19 protein-coding genes and 1 pseudogene are annotated in these 19,680 nt (G+C 73.1%); 7 read left to right on the top strand and 13 right to left on the bottom strand.

All coding sequences use genetic code 11. The features are described 5' to 3' along the window. Window positions 1-175 precede the first annotated feature (175 nt). From BLQ63_RS01580 to BLQ63_RS01595, 4 genes are all read left to right on the top strand, one after another. The gene (locus BLQ63_RS01580; protein ID WP_091027387.1) at window positions 176-532 is read left to right on the top strand and encodes a hypothetical protein; all 357 of its coding nucleotides are present in this window, start codon (window positions 176-178) and stop codon (window positions 530-532) included. Between the two features lie 176 nt (window positions 533-708). After that, complete coding sequence (locus BLQ63_RS01585; RefSeq protein WP_091027388.1) at window positions 709-930, top strand: heavy-metal-associated domain-containing protein; 222 nt, start codon at window positions 709-711, stop codon at window positions 928-930. Then, entirely contained in the window at window positions 930-1,952 is a 1,023-nt protein-coding gene (locus BLQ63_RS01590) for a heavy metal-binding domain-containing protein (protein ID WP_091027389.1), read from the top strand. The genes BLQ63_RS01585 and BLQ63_RS01590 overlap by 1 nt, the downstream gene beginning before the upstream one ends. Window positions 1,953-1,981: 29 nt before the next feature. Further along, window positions 1,982-4,231, top strand: a complete 2,250-nt coding sequence (locus BLQ63_RS01595; RefSeq protein WP_091027390.1) for a heavy metal translocating P-type ATPase — start codon at window positions 1,982-1,984, stop codon at window positions 4,229-4,231. 68 nt (window positions 4,232-4,299) lie between these two features. On the opposite strand, the gene BLQ63_RS01600 is transcribed toward BLQ63_RS01595, so the two are convergent. From BLQ63_RS01600 to BLQ63_RS01645, 10 genes are all read right to left on the bottom strand, one after another. Continuing rightward, window positions 4,300-5,238 (bottom strand): PfkB family carbohydrate kinase, encoded by a 939-nt coding sequence (locus BLQ63_RS01600; RefSeq protein ID WP_091027391.1) that lies wholly within the window; start codon window positions 5,236-5,238, stop codon window positions 4,300-4,302. Then, window positions 5,235-6,641, bottom strand: coding sequence for a purine-cytosine permease family protein (locus BLQ63_RS01605; RefSeq protein WP_091027392.1), 1,407 nt, complete (start codon window positions 6,639-6,641; stop codon window positions 5,235-5,237). Before BLQ63_RS01605 ends, BLQ63_RS01600 begins: the two co-directional genes overlap by 4 nt. Window positions 6,642-6,681: 40 nt before the next feature. Beyond that, entirely contained in the window at window positions 6,682-7,698 is a 1,017-nt protein-coding gene (locus BLQ63_RS01610) for an ADP-ribosylglycohydrolase family protein (protein WP_091027393.1), read from the bottom strand. After that, window positions 7,695-8,429 carry a GntR family transcriptional regulator gene (locus BLQ63_RS01615; RefSeq protein WP_091027394.1) on the bottom strand — a complete coding sequence of 245 codons (735 nt, stop codon included), beginning with the start codon at window positions 8,427-8,429 and terminating at the stop codon, window positions 7,695-7,697. The genes BLQ63_RS01610 and BLQ63_RS01615 overlap by 4 nt, the downstream gene beginning before the upstream one ends. A gap of 102 nt (window positions 8,430-8,531) precedes the next feature. Continuing rightward, window positions 8,532-9,395 (bottom strand): phosphogluconate dehydrogenase C-terminal domain-containing protein, encoded by an 864-nt coding sequence (locus BLQ63_RS01620; protein ID WP_091027395.1) that lies wholly within the window; start codon window positions 9,393-9,395, stop codon window positions 8,532-8,534. Beyond that, window positions 9,392-10,186: a sugar phosphate isomerase/epimerase family protein gene (locus BLQ63_RS01625; protein WP_091027396.1), complete on the bottom strand. Its 795-nt coding sequence runs from the start codon at window positions 10,184-10,186 to the stop codon at window positions 9,392-9,394. Before BLQ63_RS01625 ends, BLQ63_RS01620 begins: the two co-directional genes overlap by 4 nt. Further along, complete coding sequence (locus BLQ63_RS01630) at window positions 10,183-10,953, bottom strand: triose-phosphate isomerase family protein (RefSeq protein ID WP_091028562.1); 771 nt, start codon at window positions 10,951-10,953, stop codon at window positions 10,183-10,185. Before BLQ63_RS01630 ends, BLQ63_RS01625 begins: the two co-directional genes overlap by 4 nt. Then, window positions 10,953-11,423 carry a ribose-5-phosphate isomerase gene (locus BLQ63_RS01635; RefSeq protein ID WP_091027397.1) on the bottom strand — a complete coding sequence of 157 codons (471 nt, stop codon included), beginning with the start codon at window positions 11,421-11,423 and terminating at the stop codon, window positions 10,953-10,955. The genes BLQ63_RS01630 and BLQ63_RS01635 overlap by 1 nt, the downstream gene beginning before the upstream one ends. A gap of 1 nt (window position 11,424) precedes the next feature. Beyond that, on the bottom strand, window positions 11,425-13,152 hold the full coding sequence (locus tag BLQ63_RS01640) for a dihydroxyacetone kinase family protein (protein ID WP_091027398.1): 1,728 nt from the start codon (window positions 13,150-13,152) through the stop codon (window positions 11,425-11,427). Continuing rightward, entirely contained in the window at window positions 13,149-14,519 is a 1,371-nt protein-coding gene (locus tag BLQ63_RS01645) for an MFS transporter (RefSeq protein ID WP_177154738.1), read from the bottom strand. Before BLQ63_RS01645 ends, BLQ63_RS01640 begins: the two co-directional genes overlap by 4 nt. Window positions 14,520-14,719: 200 nt before the next feature. Between BLQ63_RS01645 and BLQ63_RS01650 the strand changes: the two genes are divergently transcribed. Then, entirely contained in the window at window positions 14,720-15,454 is a 735-nt protein-coding gene (locus BLQ63_RS01650; protein ID WP_091027400.1) for a FadR/GntR family transcriptional regulator, read from the top strand. Window positions 15,455-15,575: 121 nt separating this feature from the next. Here the strand turns inward: BLQ63_RS01650 and BLQ63_RS01655 are convergent, their stop codons facing one another. Together BLQ63_RS01655 and BLQ63_RS01660 are read right to left on the bottom strand one after the other, a co-directional pair. Next, on the bottom strand, window positions 15,576-16,496 hold the full coding sequence (locus BLQ63_RS01655; RefSeq protein WP_091027401.1) for an ROK family protein: 921 nt from the start codon (window positions 16,494-16,496) through the stop codon (window positions 15,576-15,578). A gap of 102 nt (window positions 16,497-16,598) precedes the next feature. Next, the gene (locus tag BLQ63_RS01660) at window positions 16,599-17,099 is read right to left on the bottom strand and encodes a hypothetical protein (RefSeq protein WP_091027402.1); all 501 of its coding nucleotides are present in this window, start codon (window positions 17,097-17,099) and stop codon (window positions 16,599-16,601) included. A 136-nt stretch (window positions 17,100-17,235) separates the two neighbouring features. Between BLQ63_RS01660 and BLQ63_RS01665 the strand changes: the two genes are divergently transcribed. Next, window positions 17,236-17,820 carry a cysteine hydrolase family protein gene (locus tag BLQ63_RS01665; protein WP_091027403.1) on the top strand — a complete coding sequence of 195 codons (585 nt, stop codon included), beginning with the start codon at window positions 17,236-17,238 and terminating at the stop codon, window positions 17,818-17,820. Between the two features lie 19 nt (window positions 17,821-17,839). Beyond that, window positions 17,840-18,742, top strand: a pseudogene (locus BLQ63_RS01670) (GlxA family transcriptional regulator); the annotation flags it as partial. 15 nt (window positions 18,743-18,757) lie between these two features. On the opposite strand, the gene BLQ63_RS01675 reads toward BLQ63_RS01670, so the two are convergent. Beyond that, a complete protein-coding gene (locus BLQ63_RS01675; RefSeq protein WP_091027404.1) occupies window positions 18,758-19,648 on the bottom strand; it encodes a phosphotransferase in 891 nt (296 codons plus the stop codon). Between the last annotated feature and the right edge of the window lie 32 nt (window positions 19,649-19,680).

Consider the following 19,680-nt stretch of genomic DNA (forward strand, 5'->3'; position numbering starts at 1 on the left):
CGACGCCGGCGCAAGGCCGGACCGTGGTCTCGGCAGCGACTGAAGGCATCCTCTGGTTGCGCCGGGTGAGAATTCATGCGACGAGAGTTGCTGTGAGTCATCGCATCCGGAATTGTCGAAGTGATGCCCGAATGCGCTGATACCGTGGCCGGACATCTTCGAAGGAGTCACACCCATGGCACGACGTACCATCGCCGCGCTCGCTCTCGCGCTCGGCACCGCCTTCGCCCTCACCGCCTGCGGTGAGGAGGAGATCCCCGTCGACGCGCCCTCGATCCCCGATTTCCAGGAGTCCCTGGAGGAGTTGGCCCCGGACCTGCCGACCGACCTGGGGGCCGAGCTTCAGGAGATCGCGCCCGACGTCGCCCCCGGTGAGGTCCTGGACCACTCCAGGGAGCTGTGCCAGTCGGCCGCCGACGGCGCCGACGAGGAGCAGCTCGCCCGCGACGCCGCCTCGCTCTTCGGCGTCGAGGAGGCCGAGGGCCCCACGATCGTCGAGACCGTCAAGCCGTACTGCGACGTCATCGGCTAACTCCACGACCTGCGAAGGCGGGCCGGGTGACCAGGTGGTCGCCCGGCCCGCCTTCGTGTGACCCCGAACTCGTCCGGTTTTTCCGGCCCCCACGCTTGACACTGATACCCCCCAGGGGTATAAATTTCACAAGAGGAGATACCCTCAGGGGGTATCATGAAGATGAAGGAGCCGTCATGAGCAGCGTCGAAATCACCACCGAGTACGCGGTCACCGGCATGAGCTGCGGCCACTGCGAGACCAGCGTCCGCGAAGAGGTCGGCAAGATCGCGCCCGTCAAGCGCATCGACGTCAGCGCCGCCACCGGCCGCCTCACCGTCACCGCCGAAACCCCCGTCGACGACGCCGCCGTACTGGCCGCCGTCGACGAGGCCGGCTACCAGGCGGTGAGGATCTGATGAACACACCGGCTCGCCTCGGCCTCTACGCCGCCGGACTCGCCGCGCTCTTCGCGGGCGCCTACCTCGTCTCCGGCGCCGTCGTCCCCGCCTCCGCGGTCGACGACTGGAAGGACGAGGCCGCACCCGAACACGAGGACATGGGCATGGAGACCGACACGGAAGACCACGGCGGCCACGAAGCCGACCCGGTCCGCGGCCTCGCCATCGAGCAGGACGGCTACCTCCTCAGCGAGGTCGCCGCCCCCACGACCGTGGGCGCCGAAGGCACGCTCGCCTTCGACATCACCGCTCCCGACGGCACGGCCCTCACCCGCTACACCGAGTCCCACGAGAAGGAACTCCACCTCATCGTCGTCCGCGCCGACGGGGCCGAGTTCCGGCACGTCCACCCCGAATTCGACGGCGAGACCTGGTCCCTGCCCTGGTCCTGGGACCAGCCGGGCACCTACCGCGTCTTCGCCGACTTCGTCCCTGGGGACGCGGACGAGGAACTCGACGTGACGCTCTCGCGCACCGTCGAAGTCACCGGCGACTACGCGCCCCGACCGGAGAACCCCGTCACCCGCACCGCGAGCGTCGACGGCTTCGAAGCGACCCTCACCGGCGACCTCGCCGCGGGCGCCACCACCGAACTCACCGTCGAGATCACCCGCGACGGCGAACCGGTCACCGCCCTCGAGCCCTACCTCGGCGCCTGGGGCCACCTCGTGGCGCTGCGCGAAGGCGACCTCGGCTACCTGCACGTCCACCCCGAAGGCGACGACCCCGAGCCCGGAACCACCTCCGGCCCCGCGATCACCTTCGCCACCGCGGCGCCGACCGAGGGCCGGTACCTGCTCTACCTCGACTTCCAAGTCGACGGCCAGGTCCACACCGCGCCCTTCGTCCTCGACACCGAAGGCGCAGGCCCCACCGAACCCGGCGACGCGACCGACAGTCCCGCCTCCGACAGCGAGGCGACCGAGTCCGAGTCCCCGCACGGGCACGACGGCACCGAGCCCTCGCACGACGACAATTGAGCGACACCGACCGAAGGAAGGGAAGTCCCATGGCATCGGCCCCCGCCGCCGACCGCATCGAACTCGAGATCGGCGGCATGACCTGCGCCTCCTGCGCCATGCGGATCGAGAAGAAGCTCAACAAGCTCGACGGCGTCACCGCCAGCGTCAACTACGCCACCGAGAAGGCCCGGATCGAGGCCCCCGAAGGCACCGACCCGGCCGAGCTCATCGCCGTCGTGGAGAAGACCGGCTACACCGCCGCCCTCCCGGCGCCGCCCGAACCCGAAGCGGCCGAAGCGGACCGGCCCGACCCCGAACTCACCTCGCTGCGCCAGCGCCTCATCGGCGCCGTCGTCCTGTCGGTGCCGGTCATCGCCATGTCGATGGTCCCGGCCTTCCAGTTCGACTACTGGCAGTGGGCCTCGCTCGCGCTGGCGTGGCCGGTGATCGTCTGGTCGGCCTGGCCGTTCCACAAGGCCGCCTGGACCAACCTGCGCCACGGCGCGGCCACGATGGACACGCTCGTGTCGGTCGGCGTGCTCGCGGCGTTCGCGTGGTCGCTGTACGCGCTGTTCTTCGGGACCGCCGGCGAGGTGGGCATGACCCACCCGTTCGAGTTCACCGTCGAACCCTCCGAGGGCGCGGGGAACCTCTACCTCGAGGTCGCCGCGGGCGTGACCATGTTCGTACTGGCCGGCCGCTACTTCGAGAAGCGGTCCAAGCGCCAGGCCGGCGCGGCGCTGCGGGCGCTGCTGGAGATGGGCGCCAAGGACGTCGCCGTCATCCGCGGCGGCGCCGAGACCCGCGTCCCGGTCGCCGACCTCAGGGTCGGGGACGAGTTCGTGGTGCGCCCGGGGGAGAAGATCGCCGCCGACGGCGTGATCGTCTCGGGCACTTCCGCGGTCGACGCCTCGATGCTCACCGGCGAGTCGGTGCCCGTGGAGGTCGCCGAGGGTGACGCCGTCACCGGGGCCACCGTGAACGCCGGCGGGCGGCTGGTCGTGCGCGCCACCGCCGTAGGGGGCGACACGCAGCTCGCCCAGATGGCGAGGCTCGTCGAGCAGGCCCAGTCGGGGAAGGCCGAGGTCCAGCGCCTGGCCGACAAGGTCTCGGGGATCTTCGTGCCCGTGGTCATCGCGATCGCGGTCGGCACGCTCGGGTTCTGGCTCGGCGCCGGGTTCGGTGCGACGGCGGCGTTCACCGCGGCCGTGGCGGTCCTCATCATCGCCTGCCCGTGCGCCCTCGGGCTCGCGACGCCGACGGCGCTGCTGGTCGGCACCGGCCGGGGTGCGCAGATGGGGATCCTCATCAAGGGCCCTGAGGTCCTGGAGTCGACCCGGCGGGTCGACACGATCGTGCTCGACAAGACCGGCACCGTCACCACCGGCAAGATGACCCTCACCGGGGTCGTCGCCGCCGAGGGCGTCGCGGAGGACGAGCTGCTGCGACTGGCCGGTGCGTTGGAGCACGCCTCCGAGCACCCGGTCGCGCAGGCGATCGCCAAGGGCGCGGCCGAGGCCGGGGTCCTGCCGGAGGTCGAGGACTTCCAGAACGTCGAAGGCAAGGGCGTGCAGGGGATCGTCGAGGGCCACTACGTGGTCGTGGGCCGCGAGAGCCTGCTCGGCGACTGGAAGCTGGAGCTCGGTTCCGAACTGGCCGAGGCGAAGTCGGCCGCCGAACGCGAGGGGAAGACCGCCGTGGCGGTCGCCTGGGACGGCGAGGCCCGCGGTGTCCTGGTGGTGGCCGACGCGGTCAAGCCGACCAGTGCCGAGGCCGTCGCGCAGTTCAAGGCCCTGGGGCTGACGCCGGTGCTGCTGACCGGGGACAACCGGGTCGTGGCCGAGCGGATCGCGGCCGAGGTCGGGATCGACGAGGTGATCGCCGAGGTCATGCCCGAGGACAAGGTCGCGGCCGTGGCCCGGCTGCAAGCCGAGGGGAAGGTGGTCGCGATGGTCGGCGACGGGGTCAACGACGCCGCCGCGCTCGCGACCGCGGACCTGGGGTTGGCGATGGGCACGGGTACGGACGTGGCGATCGAGGCCGCGGACCTGACGCTGGTGCGCGGGGACCTGCGCGCCGCGGCCGACGCGATCCGGCTTTCGCGCCGGACGCTGGGCACGATCAAGGGGAACCTGTTCTGGGCGTTCGCCTACAACGTGGCGGCGATCCCGCTGGCGGCCCTGGGGCTGCTGAACCCGATGCTCGCCGGTGCGGCGATGGCGTTCTCGAGCGTGTTCGTGGTCGGGAACTCGCTGCGCCTGCGCTCCTTCAAGAGCCGCGTCAAGGACGCGGCCTGAGACCGGGGCCCTGAACGGCATCGGCCCGCCTCGCGAAAGCGAAGCGGGCCGATGCCGTTCGGTTCGTCTCAGGCGTTCTGCTCTCGCAGGAGTCGGTCGGTCTCGGCGCGCTCGGGCGCCGTCGCCGGGCCGCGCCTGGTGACGGCGAGCGCGGCGGCGGCGTTGGCGCGCCGCACGGCCGCGTCCAGGTCTTCGCCCCTGGTCAGGGCCGCGGTGAACACGCCCACGTGGGCGTCGCCCGCGCCGGTGGTGTCCACGGCCGCGACGTCGAAGCCGGGCACGAGTCGCACGCCGTGGTCGTCGGCGATCCACGCGCCGTGTCCGCCGTCGCGGACGATCACGATCCCGCCGGGTCGCAGGCGCCCCCGCAGCGCCTGCGCCCGTTCGCCCAGGTACGCCTTCTCGGCGTCCGGTGTCATCAGCCGCGCCTCTCTCGCGTTGGCGCTGAGGACGTCCGTGCGCGCCAGCGCGGCGTCCAGCACCGGTGCGGGCAGTCCGGCCACCAGTGGCGAGGGGTCGAGGACGACGGTGGTCGCCTCGGGCAGGCCCGGCAGCCACCGGGCGAGTGCGGCCCCGTTGACCGGGTGGGCGAGGCCGTAGCCGGAGACGATGACGAGGTCGTCGGGGTCGACCTGGACGCGAACGAGGTCTTCGTAGGCGAGGCGTCCTTCGGCGCCGACGTGGGTGATGAAGGTCCGTTCGGTGCTCGCGTCGACCAGGGCGACGCTGTAGCCGCTGTCGAGGTCGGGCAGGCCCGGTTGGGCGGTGTCGAAGCCGCCGGCGGCGAGTGCGTCGCGCACGATCGTGCCGAAGAACCCGGTGCCGTACTGGCCGGCGTAGGTGACGGTCGCGCCGTCGCGGACCGCGGCGGTCATGACGTTGTAGCCGCCGCCGGCGGTGATCTCGGAGGCGGTGGCGATGGTGTCGCCGCCGGGTTCGGGGATCGCTTCGACGGCGAGGCCGATGTCGACGATCACGTTGCCGGTGTAGACGATGCGGCCGCTCATGCGTCGGTCTCCTTCTGGGCCGGCCTGGCGCCGCCCAGGGCGAAGTACAGCACGGCGGCGGCGATGAAGGTGGCGATCCACGCCGTGCCGTCCTGGCCCATGCCGCGCATGGTGTAGCCGAGGGCGATGGCGATGATCCAGCTGCCGACGGCGCGCCATTCGATGCCGCCGCGGTACCAGTAGGCGCTGGTGCGGCGCACGTCCATGAGGGCCGCGGGGTCGTAGGTGCGGCGCTTCAGCATGTCGACGAGGAACACGCCGAGCCAGGCGGTGATGGGGATGGCGAGCAGTGAGATGAAGGTGATGAACGGGCCGTAGAAGTCGCCGGCGATGAGCATGAAGTAGATGGCGCCCGCGAAGGTGACGACGACGTCGAGGGTGACGGCGTAGACGCGTTTGACGCGGATGCCGAGCGTGAGCGTGGTCAGGCCCGCGGAGTAGACCGACAGGTGGTTGGACAGGAGCAGTCCGCCGAACGCGGCGATGAGGTAGGGGACGGCCATGCCGGCGGGGAGCATCTGGCGGATGGCCGCGACCGGGTCGGGGGCGTGGGCGAGGTCGGGGCTGCCGGCGGTCAGGAGCGAGCCGAGCGCGATGAGCAGCAGCAGCGGGATGCCCGCGCCGGCGGCGCTGGAGGCGATGAGGTGCGCGGCCTTGGCGGTGGTCTTCTGGTAGCGGGCCATGTCGGCGCCGGCGTTGGCCCAGCCGATGCCGGTGCCGGCGGCGATGGTGCCGATGCCGAGCAGGACGGCGCTCCAGGAGCCGGCGGGGGTCGCGGTGACGGCGTCCCAGTCGACGGTGGCGACGAGGAAGGCGCCGACGACGACGTTGAGGGCGCCGAAGATCCAGGTGGCCCAGCGTTGGATGACCAGGATGGCGGCGTGGCCGAGTCCGGAGACGAGCAGGGTGCACACGACGAACACGGCGATGGCCACGAGGGTGAGGACCGGTGAGTCCTTGGCGGCGATCGGGTCGCCGGCGATGAGGGAGAACAGCGACAGGAGCACGAACGCGGCCGTGGTGGTGTTGACGGTCTCCCAGCCCAGGCGGGACAGGAGCGAGACCAGGGTGGGACCGGCGTTGCCGCGGACGCCGAAGATCGCGCGCGAGAGCGTCATGCTGGGGGCGCCGCCGCGCCGGCCGGCGACCGAGACGATGCCGACGAGGGCGAAGGATCCGAACGCGCCGATGAGCGCGACGATGACGGCCTGCCAGATGTTGAGGCCCAGGGCGACCAGGGTCGCGCCGAGGGGCAGGCCGAGGACGGAGATGTTGGCGGCGAACCAGACCCAGAACAGCTGGAAGGGGTTGCCGTTGCGTTCGTCGTCGGGCACCGGTTCGATGCCGCGCTGTTCGATCGCGGTGAGCGTGCCGCCGGGGACGGTGTCGGTGGTGGTGGTCATGGTCGGGCTCCAGTCTTCGTTGAGTGGATGGGCGGGGAGGTCAGGCGCGGTGCCTGGCGCGGATGGCGAGGAGGCCGGTGCACAGGTCGGCGAGTGCGAGGCCGTTGCGTTGCTGGACTTCGGTGATCGCGCGGGCGGGCCAGGCGGCGGTGCCGTGGACGGCGCCGAGCACGGCTCCGGCCATGGCCGCGACGGTGTCGGTGTCGCCGCCGAGTCCGGCGGCGGTGCGCAGGGTCTGCCAGGGGTCGGTGCTGACGGCGGCGAGGGCGAGGGCGGCGACGACCGATTCCTGTGCCGCGACGGAGGTGCCGATGAGGTCGGTGGCGATCCGGGCGTGGTCGGCGGGGTCGCTGCCTTGCAGGAGTGCGGCGGCCCAGCGGACGCGGGGGCCGATGCGTCCGCCCGCGACCCAGTGGGCGCGGCGTTCGGCGAGGTCGGCGTAGTCGGCGGCGGTCGCGATCGCGTCGGCGATCCCGGCCCCGTCGATGCCGGCGCTGACGGCGGCGCCGACGGCGGCTGCGGCGGCGAGGCCGATGCTGGAGTTGTGCGTGATGCGGGCCGAGTCCTGGACGGCGTCCAGGAACGGGACCCGCGGGTTGACCGGGACGGCGATGGCGACGGGTGCGATGCGCATGGCGGCGCCGTTGGTGCTGCCGCCGCGGCCGGTGACGCCGGGGTCTTCGCCGTCCTGGAGGCGCTGGAGGGCGGCCTTGGTGGAGGGGCCGAGCAGGTCGAGGGAGTCCTTGGCGATCATGTCGCGCTCCCAGGCCAGGAGGCGGCGGGCGAACTCGTCCGCGGGCAGGGCGCCGTCGTGCTCGATGAGCAGTTCGGCCAGGAGCACGGCCTGTTCGGTGTCGTCGGTGACGCTTCCGGCGGGCATTCCGGCGGCGATCTTCTGGCGGGGTCCGGCGGGTACGAACCCGCCGATGGGGCCGTAGTCCTCGGCGATCTCCTGCCGGGACATGGACTGGGTCGGCATGCCGAGGGCGTCGCCGAGCGCGAGCCCGGCGAACGCGCCCAGCGCCTTGTCGGCCGATGTCCGGTCTTCGATGGTCATGAGCGCTCCCCGAAGCTGATGTGGACGCGGAAGTGGACGGGGTCGAGCCAGGAGACGACCTTCTCGACGAAGGCGCCTTCGGCGTCGCGTACGAGGCGGGTGCTGTGCAGGAAGGGGGTGGCGACGGGGCGCTGGAGGTGGGCGGCGTCCTCGAGGTCGAGTCCGGCGACGCTGACCCACTGCTCGCCCGAGGCGGGGTTGAGGCCCGCCTCCCGCAGGGTCGCGGTGAGCGAGCCGTCGACCAGGCCCTGTTCGGGGACGGCGGCCAGGGCGCCGAGGGCGGGGGTGCGGCTGCGTTCGAGGGAGACGGGCGTGCCGTCGGGCAGGGCGCGGACCCGGTCGAGGGCGAGGAAGCGGGAGGTCGCGGCGTCGGCGCTCACGGCGAGGTCGGGGTCGTCGACCAGTTCGGCGCGCAGGATCGTGGTCTGGAGTGCGGCGCCGCCGCGGGCGAGGGCCCGGCCCCAGCCGATGCGCTGGTCGAGGGCCTGGCCGCCGAAGCTGACGAAGGAGCCGACGCCGGTGCGGGTGTTGATGAGGGATTCCTCGGCGAGTCGGGCGAGGACCTTGCGGATGGTGCCGCGGCTGACGTCGTAGCGCTGGGCGAGGTCCTGCTCGCCGGGCAGGAGCTCGCCGTCGCGGTAGCGGCCGGCGAGGATGGCCGCGCGCAGGGATTGGGCGACGATCGTGCTCTTCTTGGGCGGCCGCGCCGCCGCCTCATCATGAGAAGCCATATATGTACTGTACCTGTACAGTCCCTGTACAGCAAATTTTCGGCCGGTAACGCCAGTGCGCCCGGTGCCGAACGGGGCACCGGGCGCACACTTCTCATCCGATCAGCGCTCGATCTTGTCGAGGTGCAGCATCTTGGCCAGGTTCTTGTCCAGCTCGTCGTCGCGGAAGATCTTCTTCCAGTCCTCCTTGACGATGCTCTCGCGCCCGTAGTCCATCGCGATCAGGCACGCGTCGCTGAACGGGTTGTCCCCGCGCAGCCCGTTGGCGAGGGCCACCTGCGTGTGGCCCAGCAGGATGCTGCGGGCCGCGGCCTCGGGCACGCCCATGGTCGTCACGGCCTCGTCGAGGGCCTCGCGCAGGAGGTCGCCGACCATGCACGCGATGGTCTCCACCAGCGTCGGCTCCAACTGGGCGAGCTGCTTGACGGTCACCCAGTGCACGTCGACCACGGGCGCGTAGATCGCCCTGACCGTGGCCTCGACGGTGGCCCGGTGCGCCGGGTCGTCGGACTCGACGGCCGCGATCGCGTCCTGCGGCGCGGCGATCCCGCCGAAGGTGTCGGCGTACTCCTCGGGCGTGGTGCGCTGCAAGAAGATCGAGGGGTGGCACGGGTGCGCGACGGCCTGCACGACGTCCTCGCGCCCGGCCAGGAGCCCGGCGTAGGCGGCGGCCGGGTCGAGCGTCAGCGCGATCGACCCGGCCTTCATCCGCGGCACGAGGTCGCCGGTGACGGACTGAAGCGCGAGGTCGGGGACGGCGAACACGACGATGTCGGCGTCGGCCACGGCCTCGGGCGCCTCGGTCAGCTCGCGGCCGGCGTCGATCGTGCGCCGGCGCCCGGCGGGGGCGTTCTCGACGTACGCGACGGTGTGGCCGGTCCGGGCGAGGTTGTCGGAGACGCGCATCCCCATCTTCCCGCCCGCGCCGATCACGGCGATGCGATAGGTCTCGGTCTCGGGTGTCATGCGGTGCTCCTCAGATATTCGATCGCCGTGCGGGTCCACTCCCGCTCGGCTCGGACGGTGGCCCGCGCGTCGCCCTGCCAGGGCAGCCAGTGCTCGACGATCTCGTTGACGCCCCGCTCGCGCGGGCGGACCGTCTCCAGCAGGTGCGGGTAGTCGTGCAGGCCGGTGCCCAGCGGCACGCCGCTGTAGGTGAAGCCGACCCAGCCCGCCTCGCGGGTGAACGCGAAGTCCTTCGCGTGCACGTTCGCCACCAGGTGGGCGGTGGCCGCAACGGCCTCGCGCGGGCGCTCCAGACGCGCCACGACGTTCCCGGGGTCGAGGCAGACGCCCAGCCGGTCGCTGCCGCACGCGGACACGAGGTCCACGAGATCGGCGGTCGCGACCTGCTCATAGGTCTCCAGCGCGATCGTCACACCCGCGGACTCGAAGCCGGGCAAGGACTTGCGCAGCCACCGCTCGGCCTCGGGCAGGGCCGGGCGCGAACGGTCGCCGTAGACCATGCTGCGCACCAACCTCGCCTCGAAGACCTCGGCCAGATCCAGGAACATCGACAGGTGCTCCGGCTCGATCCCCCTGGTGCCCAGTTCGATCGCGAGCCCCAGATCGCGGGCGGCGGCCGCGGCCTCGCGCAGCTCGCCCCCGCCCATCCGCTGGAGCGGGGCGAAGTCGCAGATCTGGAAGAGGTCCACGCCGAGCGCGCGCGTGGCCTCGAAGGCGCCGGTCAGCGACAGCGGCTCGTCCACGCGCTCGGAGTGCTGCCAGAAGAACGCGTAGGTGCCCAGGCCGATCATGCGACCGCCTCCGCGGCGAGGGCGGCGGCCTCGTCGATGACCTGGACCAGGGCGTCGACGTCGTGGGCGAAGCGCCCCAAGAACAGTCCGTCGACCGCGCCGTCCAGCGCCGCGAGCAGGCCCGGTCCCGCCGAGCCGCCGTAGACGACCGCCGAGCCCTCCCGGCCGGGCATCGCGTCGAGGGCCTCGCGCAGCGCCCGCGTCACCGCGATCGTGTGCGACACCGGGGCCGGCTCGGCCGCGCCGATCGCCCACACCGGTTCGTACGCCGCGATCACCGGGCCCGCCGGGGCGCCGTCGAGGTCGCGCCGCAACTGGTCCACGGCGGCCGCGATCGACGCGTCGCGTCCGAGCCGGTCGGCCTCGCCCACGCACAGCACGGGCGTCAGCCCGTTGCGCAGGGCGGCGGCGGCCTTGCGCGCCACCACGTCGTCGGTCTCGCCGAACAGGCGGCGGCGCTCGGCGTGCCCGATCTCGGCCAGGCCCACGCCGACCTCCGCGAGCTCGACCGCGCTGACCTCGCCGGTGTAAGCGCCGGCGTCGGCGGTCGCGACGTCCTGCGCGCCCACGCGCACCCGCGTCCCGGCGAACGCCGCGACCGCCGGCAGCAGCTGCACGAACGTGGGGATCACGAACACCGCGACGTCCCCCGAGGCCACGGCCGGGTGCTCGCGCACCCGCTCGGCCACGGCGTCGAACCACCGGAGCGCGCGGGCGTGCCCGAAGTACATCTTCAGGCTCACCCCCACCAGTACCGGGGCGGCCATCAGCACGAACCCTTCGACTCGTACTCGCCGATCACCGCGACCTTGCCCGCGGAGGCCGAGGTCGGGTCGAAGCGGTAGTCCAGCCATTCGCGCACCAGGCGGCGGGCGAGCTCGATGCCGATCACGCGCTGGCCCATGGTGAGGACCTGGGCGTCGTTGGACAGGACGCTGCGTTCGACCGAGAAGCTGTCGTGCGCGGTCGCGGCCCTGATCCCGGGGACCTTGTTGGCGGCGATGGCGACGCCCAGGCCGGTGCCGCAGATGAGCAGGGCGCGGTCGGCCTCGCCGCCGGCGACGCGCTGCGCGGCCTCGATCGCGACCGTGGGGTAGGCCGTGTGGCCGTCGGCGCCGACCCCGACGTCCACGACGGAGGCGACGCCCGGGTGGCCCTGGAGGTCCTTCTTGAGGATCTCCTTGTAGTCGTACCCGGCGTCGTCGCTGCCGACGACGATGCGGAAGGGCTCGGTCATGTCAGTTCCTCTCGTGTCGCAAGACGTTCGCGACGGCTTCGGTGATGAGGGCGAGCGAGTGGGCGCCCGGGTCGGGCGTGCCGACGCTCTTGTGGGCGTGGGGCCGGGCGCGGCCCATGCGGGGGAGCAGGCCGGCGGTGGCGGCGGCCGCGCCGGTCGCGGCCTCGGCCGCCGCGGCCCAGGCCTCGGGCAGCGCGGCGCCCTCCGCGACGGCGCGGGCGAGTTCGGTGCCGAAGGGCGCCAAGGCGTCCACGAGGGTCTTGTCGCCGACCTCGGCCTTGCCGTAGGCCTGGACGCCCTCGACGGCGGCGCTGATCCCCGCGGCGACGGCGCGCGCCTCGGGCCTCCCCTGGTCGCCGAGCCGTTCGGCGACGCTGGCGAGGATGACGCCCCACAGGGCTCCCGAGGTGCCGCCCGCCCGGTCGGACCAGGCGTCGGCGGCCCTGGCGAGGGTCGTGGCGGCGCCCGCCCCGGCCCCGTGCGCGGCGGCGGCGGCCTCGAGCGCGGCACGGGAGCCGCGGCGCATGCCGATGCCGTGGTCGCCGTCGCCCGCGACCGCGTCCATGCGGCCCAACGCGTCCGCGTGGCGTTCGATCACCGCTGCCACGGCCGCCAAGGACGCGCGCACGGTCGCGGCGGCGGCACGCGAGGCCTCGTCCGCGACCGGCACCTCCGCCGCGGAGGCGCTCGCTCGCGGCACGTCGGTCCGCTCAGGGGCCGGGGCGACCGCGCCCCGCCGGTAGCCCGGCGCGTCCACGGGCGTCTCCCACAGCCGCTCCAGCTCCTCGTCGGGCCAGAAGAGCGTGAGCGAGGTCCCGGCCATGTCGAAGCTGGTGCAGTACTCGCCCACGTGCGGGTCGACCGCGACCAGGCCCGCGTCCTCCAGGAGCCGGGCGACGCGCCGGTAGACGACGAACATCTCCTCGTACTTGAGCGAGCCGAGCCCGTTGAGGATCGGCACGACCCGCGCGCCCTGCGGTGCGACGCCCTCGGGAAGCTCGGTGAGCAGGCTCGTGACCAGCAGTTCGGCCAGGCCGTCGGCGGTCGGGACCGCCTCCTCGCCGATGCCGGGCTCGCCGTGGATGCCCAGGCCGAGCGCCATGCGGCCCTCGGGGACGGTGAACAGCGGCGCCTCGGCGCCCGGCAGCGTGCACCCGGAGAAGGCCACCCCGAACGACCGCGTGCGGTCGTTGGCGAGCCGCGCGGCCCGGGCGACCTCGCCGAGGCCGTACCCGGCCTCGGCGGCGGCCGCGGCGATACGGAACACCGCCAGGTCGCCGGCGATGCCGCGGCGCTTGCCGCGCTCCCCGGCGCCCGCCGAGGCGAGGTCGTCGGTGACGGCGACGCTCTCGCACGCGATCCCCTCGGCCCGCAGCTTGTCCTGCGCCGCATCGAAGTTGAGCACGTCACCGGCGTAGTTGCCGTAGGCCAGGAGCACCCCGCCGCCGTTCTCGGCGGCCCGCGCCACCGAGACCACCTGCTGCGCAGAAGGGGACGCGAACAGGTTGCCCATGGCCGCGCCGTGGGCCAGGCCCTGGCCGACCAGCCCGCCGAACGCGGGGTAGTGGCCCGAGCCGCCGCCCACGACCACGGCCACCTGGCCGCGCGGCGAGGCCGTGCTGCGGACGACCCCGCCGGGCACGCGCCGCACCTGGCGGGCGTTGGCGGCGCAGAAGCCCTCGATCATCTCGTCCGCGAAGTCCGCGGGGTCGTTCCACAGCCGCGTCATCGGCCCACGGCCTCCTTCGATTCGGCGGGCGCCGGCGCGGTGTTCCCGCGGCGGGCGAGCGCCACCATGAGCACGGACGACAGCAGCATGAAGGCGCCGACGATCATCATCGGAACCTCGTAGCCGCCGGTCCAGTCGTGGACGGCGCCGGTCACGTACGGGGCGCTGAAGCCCGCGAGGTTGCCGATCGTGTTGATGAGCGCGACGCCCGCGGCTGCGGCGGCGCCGGTCAGGAACCGGGTCGGCAGCGTCCAGAAGTTCGGCAGGGCCGCGAAGATCGCGCAGGCGGTGACGGTGATGACCGCGATGGTCGCGACGGGCGAGCCCGCGTACAGGGCGAGCGGGATCGAGACCGCGCCGAGCAGGGCCGGGAGGGCGATGTGCCAGGTCTTGAGGCCCCGCTTGGAGGCGTCGCGCGACCAGAAGTACATCGCGATGGCGGCCGGCAGGTACGGGATCGCGGTGATCAGGCCCTTCTCGAACACGTCGAACTCGGTCCCGGCCGCGGCCTGGAAGCCGTCGATGATCGTGGGCAGGAAGAACGCCAGCGCGTACAGCCCGTAGATGAAGCCGAAGTAGACGAACGAGAGCGCCCACACGCGGCCGCTGCCGAAGGCGTTGCGGATCGAGGCGTGGCCCTGGGCGGCCTCGGTCTCGGTCTTCTCGGCCTCCAGGGCGTTCGTGAGCCAGGCCTGCTCCTCGGGGGTGAGCCACTTGGCGTCGGCGGGCTTGTCCTTGAGGTAGAACCAGGCGATGACGCCGACGACGATCGCGGGGATCGCGACGCCCATGAACATGAACCGCCAGCCTTCGAGGCCGAAGAACACGCCGTGCTGCTGGATGAGCGCCCCGGCGAGCGGCGCGCCGATCACGGTGGTGAGCGGCTGGGCGAGGTAGAAGAGCATGAGGATGCGGCCGCGGTGGGCCGCGGGGACCCACATGCTCAGGAACAGGATCGCGCCGGGGAAGAACCCGGCCTCGGCGACGCCGAGCAGGAACCGGAGGGCGACCAGCTGCTCGAAGTTCTGCACCCACGTGAACAGGAGCGCCACGATGCCCCAGCTGATCATGATCCGCGCGAGCCACTTGCGGGCGCCGAACTTGTGCAGGGCCAGGTTGGAGGGCACTTCCAGGAGGATGTAGCCGACGAAGAACACGCCCGAGGCGAAGCCGAACTGCGCCGCGCTGAGGGCGAGGTCGTCGTTCATGCCGTTGGGGGAGGCGAACCCGATCGCGGTGCGGTCGAGGTAGTTGATGAAGAACATGAGCGCCACGAAGGGGACGAGGCGCACGGCGACCTTGCGGATCGCGCTCTGCGCGACCGGCGGGGCCGGGGCGGGGGACCGGGACACGGGGACTCCTGTCATCGACTCTGATGCCATCGTTACGCGCCCAGTTTGGCGAACCGGTTGACCAATTGCAAACCATTGTCTCATATGTTAGGACATGTTTTCGTGGTGTTCACCGTCTTGCATTGCGCGCCATGCCGATCGCGACCCCGGGCGCGGCCGGGTCCCCCTGCGGGAATGCTGGCCGGTACGGCGGGCCGCCGGTACACTCAGCTTCCATGCCCGCCTACCCAGGAGACCAAGCCGCCGAGATCACGGCCTCGCTCGGCGCGCTGCCCAGCAGCACCCCCGTCTCGGAGGTCGCCCGGCAGCTGCTCGACCTCTTCACCGGCGGATCCATCGAACCCGGGACGCGACTGCCCGCCGAACGGCAGCTCGCCACGACCCTCGGCGTCGGCCGCTCGGCGGTCCGCGAGGCCCTCGCCGCGCTCGAACTCCTCGGCATCGTCGACGTCCGCCCCGGCTCGGGCACCTACCTGCGGGGCACCGCCTCCGAACTGCTCCCGCAGACCCTCCGATGGGGGCTCCTCATCGGACGGCGCAAGACCGCCGAACTCCTCGAACTGCGTTCGGGCCTGGAGATCTACGTGGCCCGCCTCGCCGCCGCGGGCGCCGACGAGACCGACCTCGACCTGCTCGGCGGGCGCCTGGCGATCATGGCGGACTCGGTGGCCGACCTGCCGCGCTTCGCCGAGGCCGACCGCGACTTCCACAACGCCCTCGCCCAGGCCGCGGGCAACGCGGTCCTCATCGACCTGCTCGACGTGGTCCGATCCCTGCTCCAGGTCTACGCCGACCGCGCCGTGGCCGACGAGGACAAGGCGCGCACCGCGATCGAGGAGCACGACGCGATCCTGCGCGCCGTCGCCGCCGGGGACGCGGACGCCGCCGCCTCCGCCATGGCCGTCCACATGGCCACCGCCTCGGTCCGCCTCGCCGCCGAAGACGCCTAGGGCGAGTCCGGGAGTCCCGGGCGGCCGTTGCGGTCCGTTCGCCCGCTCGCCGCGCCGTCGGCGCGGGCGAAGCTCGCGAGCCGCACGCGGCCGTTCGCCGCCGACGAACCCCCGGGCGGGCTCAGCCCAGCAGGTCGGGCCGGTGCACCAGGGCCGCGGCGCCGACCAGTGACGCGTCACCGCCGAGCTCGGCCCGCACCACCGCGATCTCGGCCGCGTACGCGTTCACCGCGCCCTCGCCGATCGCGGCCGCCACCAGCGCCGGGTAGTCGTCGGCGACCGCCGCGAACCCGCCGCCGATCACCGCCAGCTCCAGGTCGAGCAGGGTCGAGGCGTTCACCAGCCCCAGGCCCACCGCGCGGGCCGACCGCTCGACCGCCGCGACCGCGACCGGGTCCCCCTCCCGGTAGCCCCGGGCCAGGTCCTCGCCCGTCTCGCCCCGCCAGCCCCGCGAACGCGCCCACGCCACGGTCCGCGGCCCCGAGGCGATCCCCTCGACCGTGGCCGCCTCGACCGCGCCCTCGATCCGGTCGACCACGACCTGGCCGAGGTGCCCGGCGTTCCCGCCGGCCCCGGACACCAGGCGCCCGTCGGCGATCACGCCGCCGCCCACGCCCGTCGAGACCACCATGACCAGCGCGTTCCGCACCCCTCGCGCGGCCCCCAGCCACGACTCCGCCAGTGCGATGCACGTCCCGTCGAGCCGCAGCGCCACCTCGTCCAGGCCCGTCGCCTCGCGCACGAACTCGGTGATCCCGAAGCCCTGCAGCGACGGCAGGTTGATCGGCGCGATCGTGCCCTTGGCCAGGTCCACCGGACCCGCCGACCCGATCCCGGCCGCCGCGACCTCACTCCACTCGGGGGCCGCCGTGCACCCGCGCACCGCCGCCGCGATCGCCGCCTCGGCCACCGCCCGGTCGGCCGCGGCGCTCGCGCCCGTGGCCGCGCGCGTGCGCGTGTGCTCTAGGACCCGGCCGTCGCCGCTTACCAGTGCCGCCTCCACTTTGGTGCCGCCGAGGTCGATAGCCAGAGCCACTGTCATGCCCGAGACTGTACCGAGCGTGACTTGGGGGGTGTCTGGTGATGCAGGCCGCCCGGCATCACCAGACACCCCCTGGCCCCTCCGGGGCGGCGTGAGGCGCTCTCACACCGTGTTGCGCTGCGCCCGCCACGAGTCCAGGCGCCAGTGGACGTCGTCCGAGGCGGCCGCCTCGATGTACAGGTGCACACCGTCCTGCTCCCACCAGAAGAACCCCGCCACCCCGGCCACCAGGCCGCCGAGCAGGAACCCCAGCAGCAGGCCCGTCCCCAGCGGCGTCGACAGCGGGATCGGCTCGGCCAGGTACTCCGCGCCCAGGCTCACGACGACGCCGACGACCGCCACCGCGGCCGCGACCAGCGCGATCGACAACCGCAGGCGCCGCTTGACCCGCGTCCGCTCCACGCTGTCGACGCGCAGCAGCAGCTCCTGATCGCAAGCGGGGCAACGCACCTCGACGAGGATGCGGTCGCTCTCGGGCCGGGCGGACGAGACGCCGAACGTGTCATAGCGGATCGTCTCGCGAAACCCGATGCCGAAGAACAGGTACTTCCGGTCCTTGAGGTGCCCGAGCACCACGTCCACCCGCGTGTCGATATCGCGCATCGCGTCCTCCGTGCCTCGATCCCGCCCCGATGCTAGACCCGCCGCGCCAGCGCACCGCGCGACGGTGACCGGATCGTTCCGCCTCCGGCCGCGATCGTGCCTGTCCGACGTGCCCTCCGGGCGCCAGGATTGACCCATGCAACGCGCACTGATCGTCATCGACGTCCAAGAGTCCTTCCGCCGCCGCCCCAACTGGGCCGCCGTCTCCGACCCGGGCATCGTCGCCAAGGTCGACCGCCTCGTCCAGCACGCCCGCGCCACCGGCGACCTCGTCGTCTGGGTCCTCCACGCCGAACCCGGATCCGGCAACGTCTTCGACCCCGCCGAAGGCTTCGTCCACTACATCGACGGTCTGGAGCCCGAGACCGGCGAGATCGAACTGGTCAAGACCTCCCACAACGCCTTCACCACCACCAACCTCCAGCAGATCCTCACCCAGCGGGGCGTGCGGGAAGTCCTCATCAGCGGCATCCGCACCGAGCAGTGCTGCGAGACCACCGCCCGCGTCGCCTCCGACCTCGGCTTCGACGTCACCTTCGTCATCGACGCGACCGCCACGCACCCCATCGAGCACCGCGACGCGGCCCCCGACCGCACCATCGAGGAGATCCTGGCCGACCCGCTGACCCTCGGCACCGACGCGGTCATCGCCCGGACCGAGTACGCGCTGGCACGCCGCTTCGCGACGATCAGTACCGTTGACGAGGTAACGGCGAGCTGACCGGATCGGGAGGTCCCGCATGACCCGCGTCGTCTTCGTCCTCGTGCAGCGGCTGCACCTGCTCGACCTCGCCGGCCCGGCCCAGGTGTTCTCCACGGCCGCCGACCTCGGCCTGGGCTACGAGCCGCACTACACGGCCGAGACCGAGGACGTGGCCACCGCGCAGGGCCTCCCGCTCCGCGCCGCCACCGCCTGGCCCGACCTCGGCCCGAAGGACCTGGTGCTCGTGCCGGGCTGGCGCTCACCGGGTTCGGCGGGCGGGCCGCGCCTGTCGGCCGACCAGGCGCGGCGGCTGGTCGAGCACCACGACCGGGGCGGCACCGTCGGCAGCGTCTGCTCGGGCGCGTTCGCGCTCGGCCAGGCCGGACTGCTGGACGGGCGCCGCTGCACGACCCACCACGAGCTGCAGGACGAACTGGCGCAGCGGTTCCCGGCCGCGACGGTCCTGCGCGACCGCCTGTTCGTCACCGAGGGCCGCGTCGTGACCTCCGCGGGAATCGCCAGCGGCATCGACCTGGCCCTGCACCTGATCGCGGTCCGCCACGGCCCGGCCGTCGCGGCCCGCATCGCGCGCGGCATGGTCGTCTACGCCCGCCGCGGCGGCGAGGCGTCCCAGGAGAGCGCGATGCTGCGCCACCGCTCGCACCTGTCCGACGCCGTGCACCGCGTCCAGGACGTCATCGACGCCCGCTTCACCGAACCGCTGCCCCTGGCCGACCTCGCCGCCGACGCCGGGGTCTCCGATCGCACCCTGACGCGGCTGTTCAACGGCGCCACGGGCATGACGCCCCTGCGCTACCAGTCCGTGCTGCGCCTCGAACGCGCCGAGCACCTCATCGCCCGGGGCGACACGGTCGAGGCCGCGGCCAGGGCGGTCGGCTTCGCCGACGCCAGAATGCTCCGGCGCCTCCGAGCGGCCGCGGGGGAGCCGCCGGGTTTAGAGGGCGGTGCCGCGCAGCGCCCCGAACGCGCGGACCTCCGCGGCCGTGTAGGGGTCGTCGCCGAGCCGGGGTCCGCGGCCGGTCCGGTTGCGGCAGACCTCCGCGCGCAGCCCCTCCCGGATCAGCGGCACGATCATGCGCCGGTCCCACACCCCCGCGGCTCCTCGGGCGTAGACGTCGAGGAACTCCCGGGCCCGGGCGGCCAGCAGCCCGTCGCCGGCGTCGTTCTTCGACAGCTCCCACGCGGCCCAGGCGAGTTCGCGTTCGGGATAGTCCACGCGCAGCTCGTCCCAGTCCAGGAGGCCCGCGATCGTCCCGCCGGCGCAGATGAGGTTGCGGCGGTAGAAGTCGCCGTGCAGCGCCACGGGGACCGCTCGCGTGCGCCGCTCCCATGCGGCCAGATCGGCGTCGAGCGCCGGATCGCGCAGGTCGCTCCAGTGCCTGCAGTGCGCGCACCGCCGGACCGGATCGGGCCGGGGCCCTACCGGGTCGATCGCGGAGGCGGCCGCGTGCAGCCGGGCGAGCAGTTCGGCGGCGGCCCGGCGCGCCCACCGGTCCTCCCGGTCGAGCTGGTCGCCCGCGATCCACGGCCAGACCGCGACCGGCCGCCCCTCCCAGACCGCGACCGCCCGGCCGTCCGTACCGCGCAGCGGCGCCACCGCTTCGGGGACCACGGCGGCGAACCGCGCCGCGACGCGGTAGACCCACTCCAGGTCGGCGGCGGAGCGCCGCACGGGGCTGATCCGGACGGCGTACCCGGCGGGGGCCGTGGTCCTCCAGATCGCGCACTCGTCGCCCAGGCCGCGCACCGGTGCCGCCGCCTCGACGCGCAGCGCGAACCGCTCCCGCAGCAGCGCCGTCAAGGAGGCGTCCCATCGCTCGGCCATCGCAGCAGTGTAGGAATCGCGTTCCAAGAGTC

This window comes from Glycomyces harbinensis (assembly GCF_900101745.1).
Lineage (GTDB): Bacteria > Actinomycetota > Actinomycetes > Mycobacteriales > Micromonosporaceae > Glycomyces > Glycomyces harbinensis.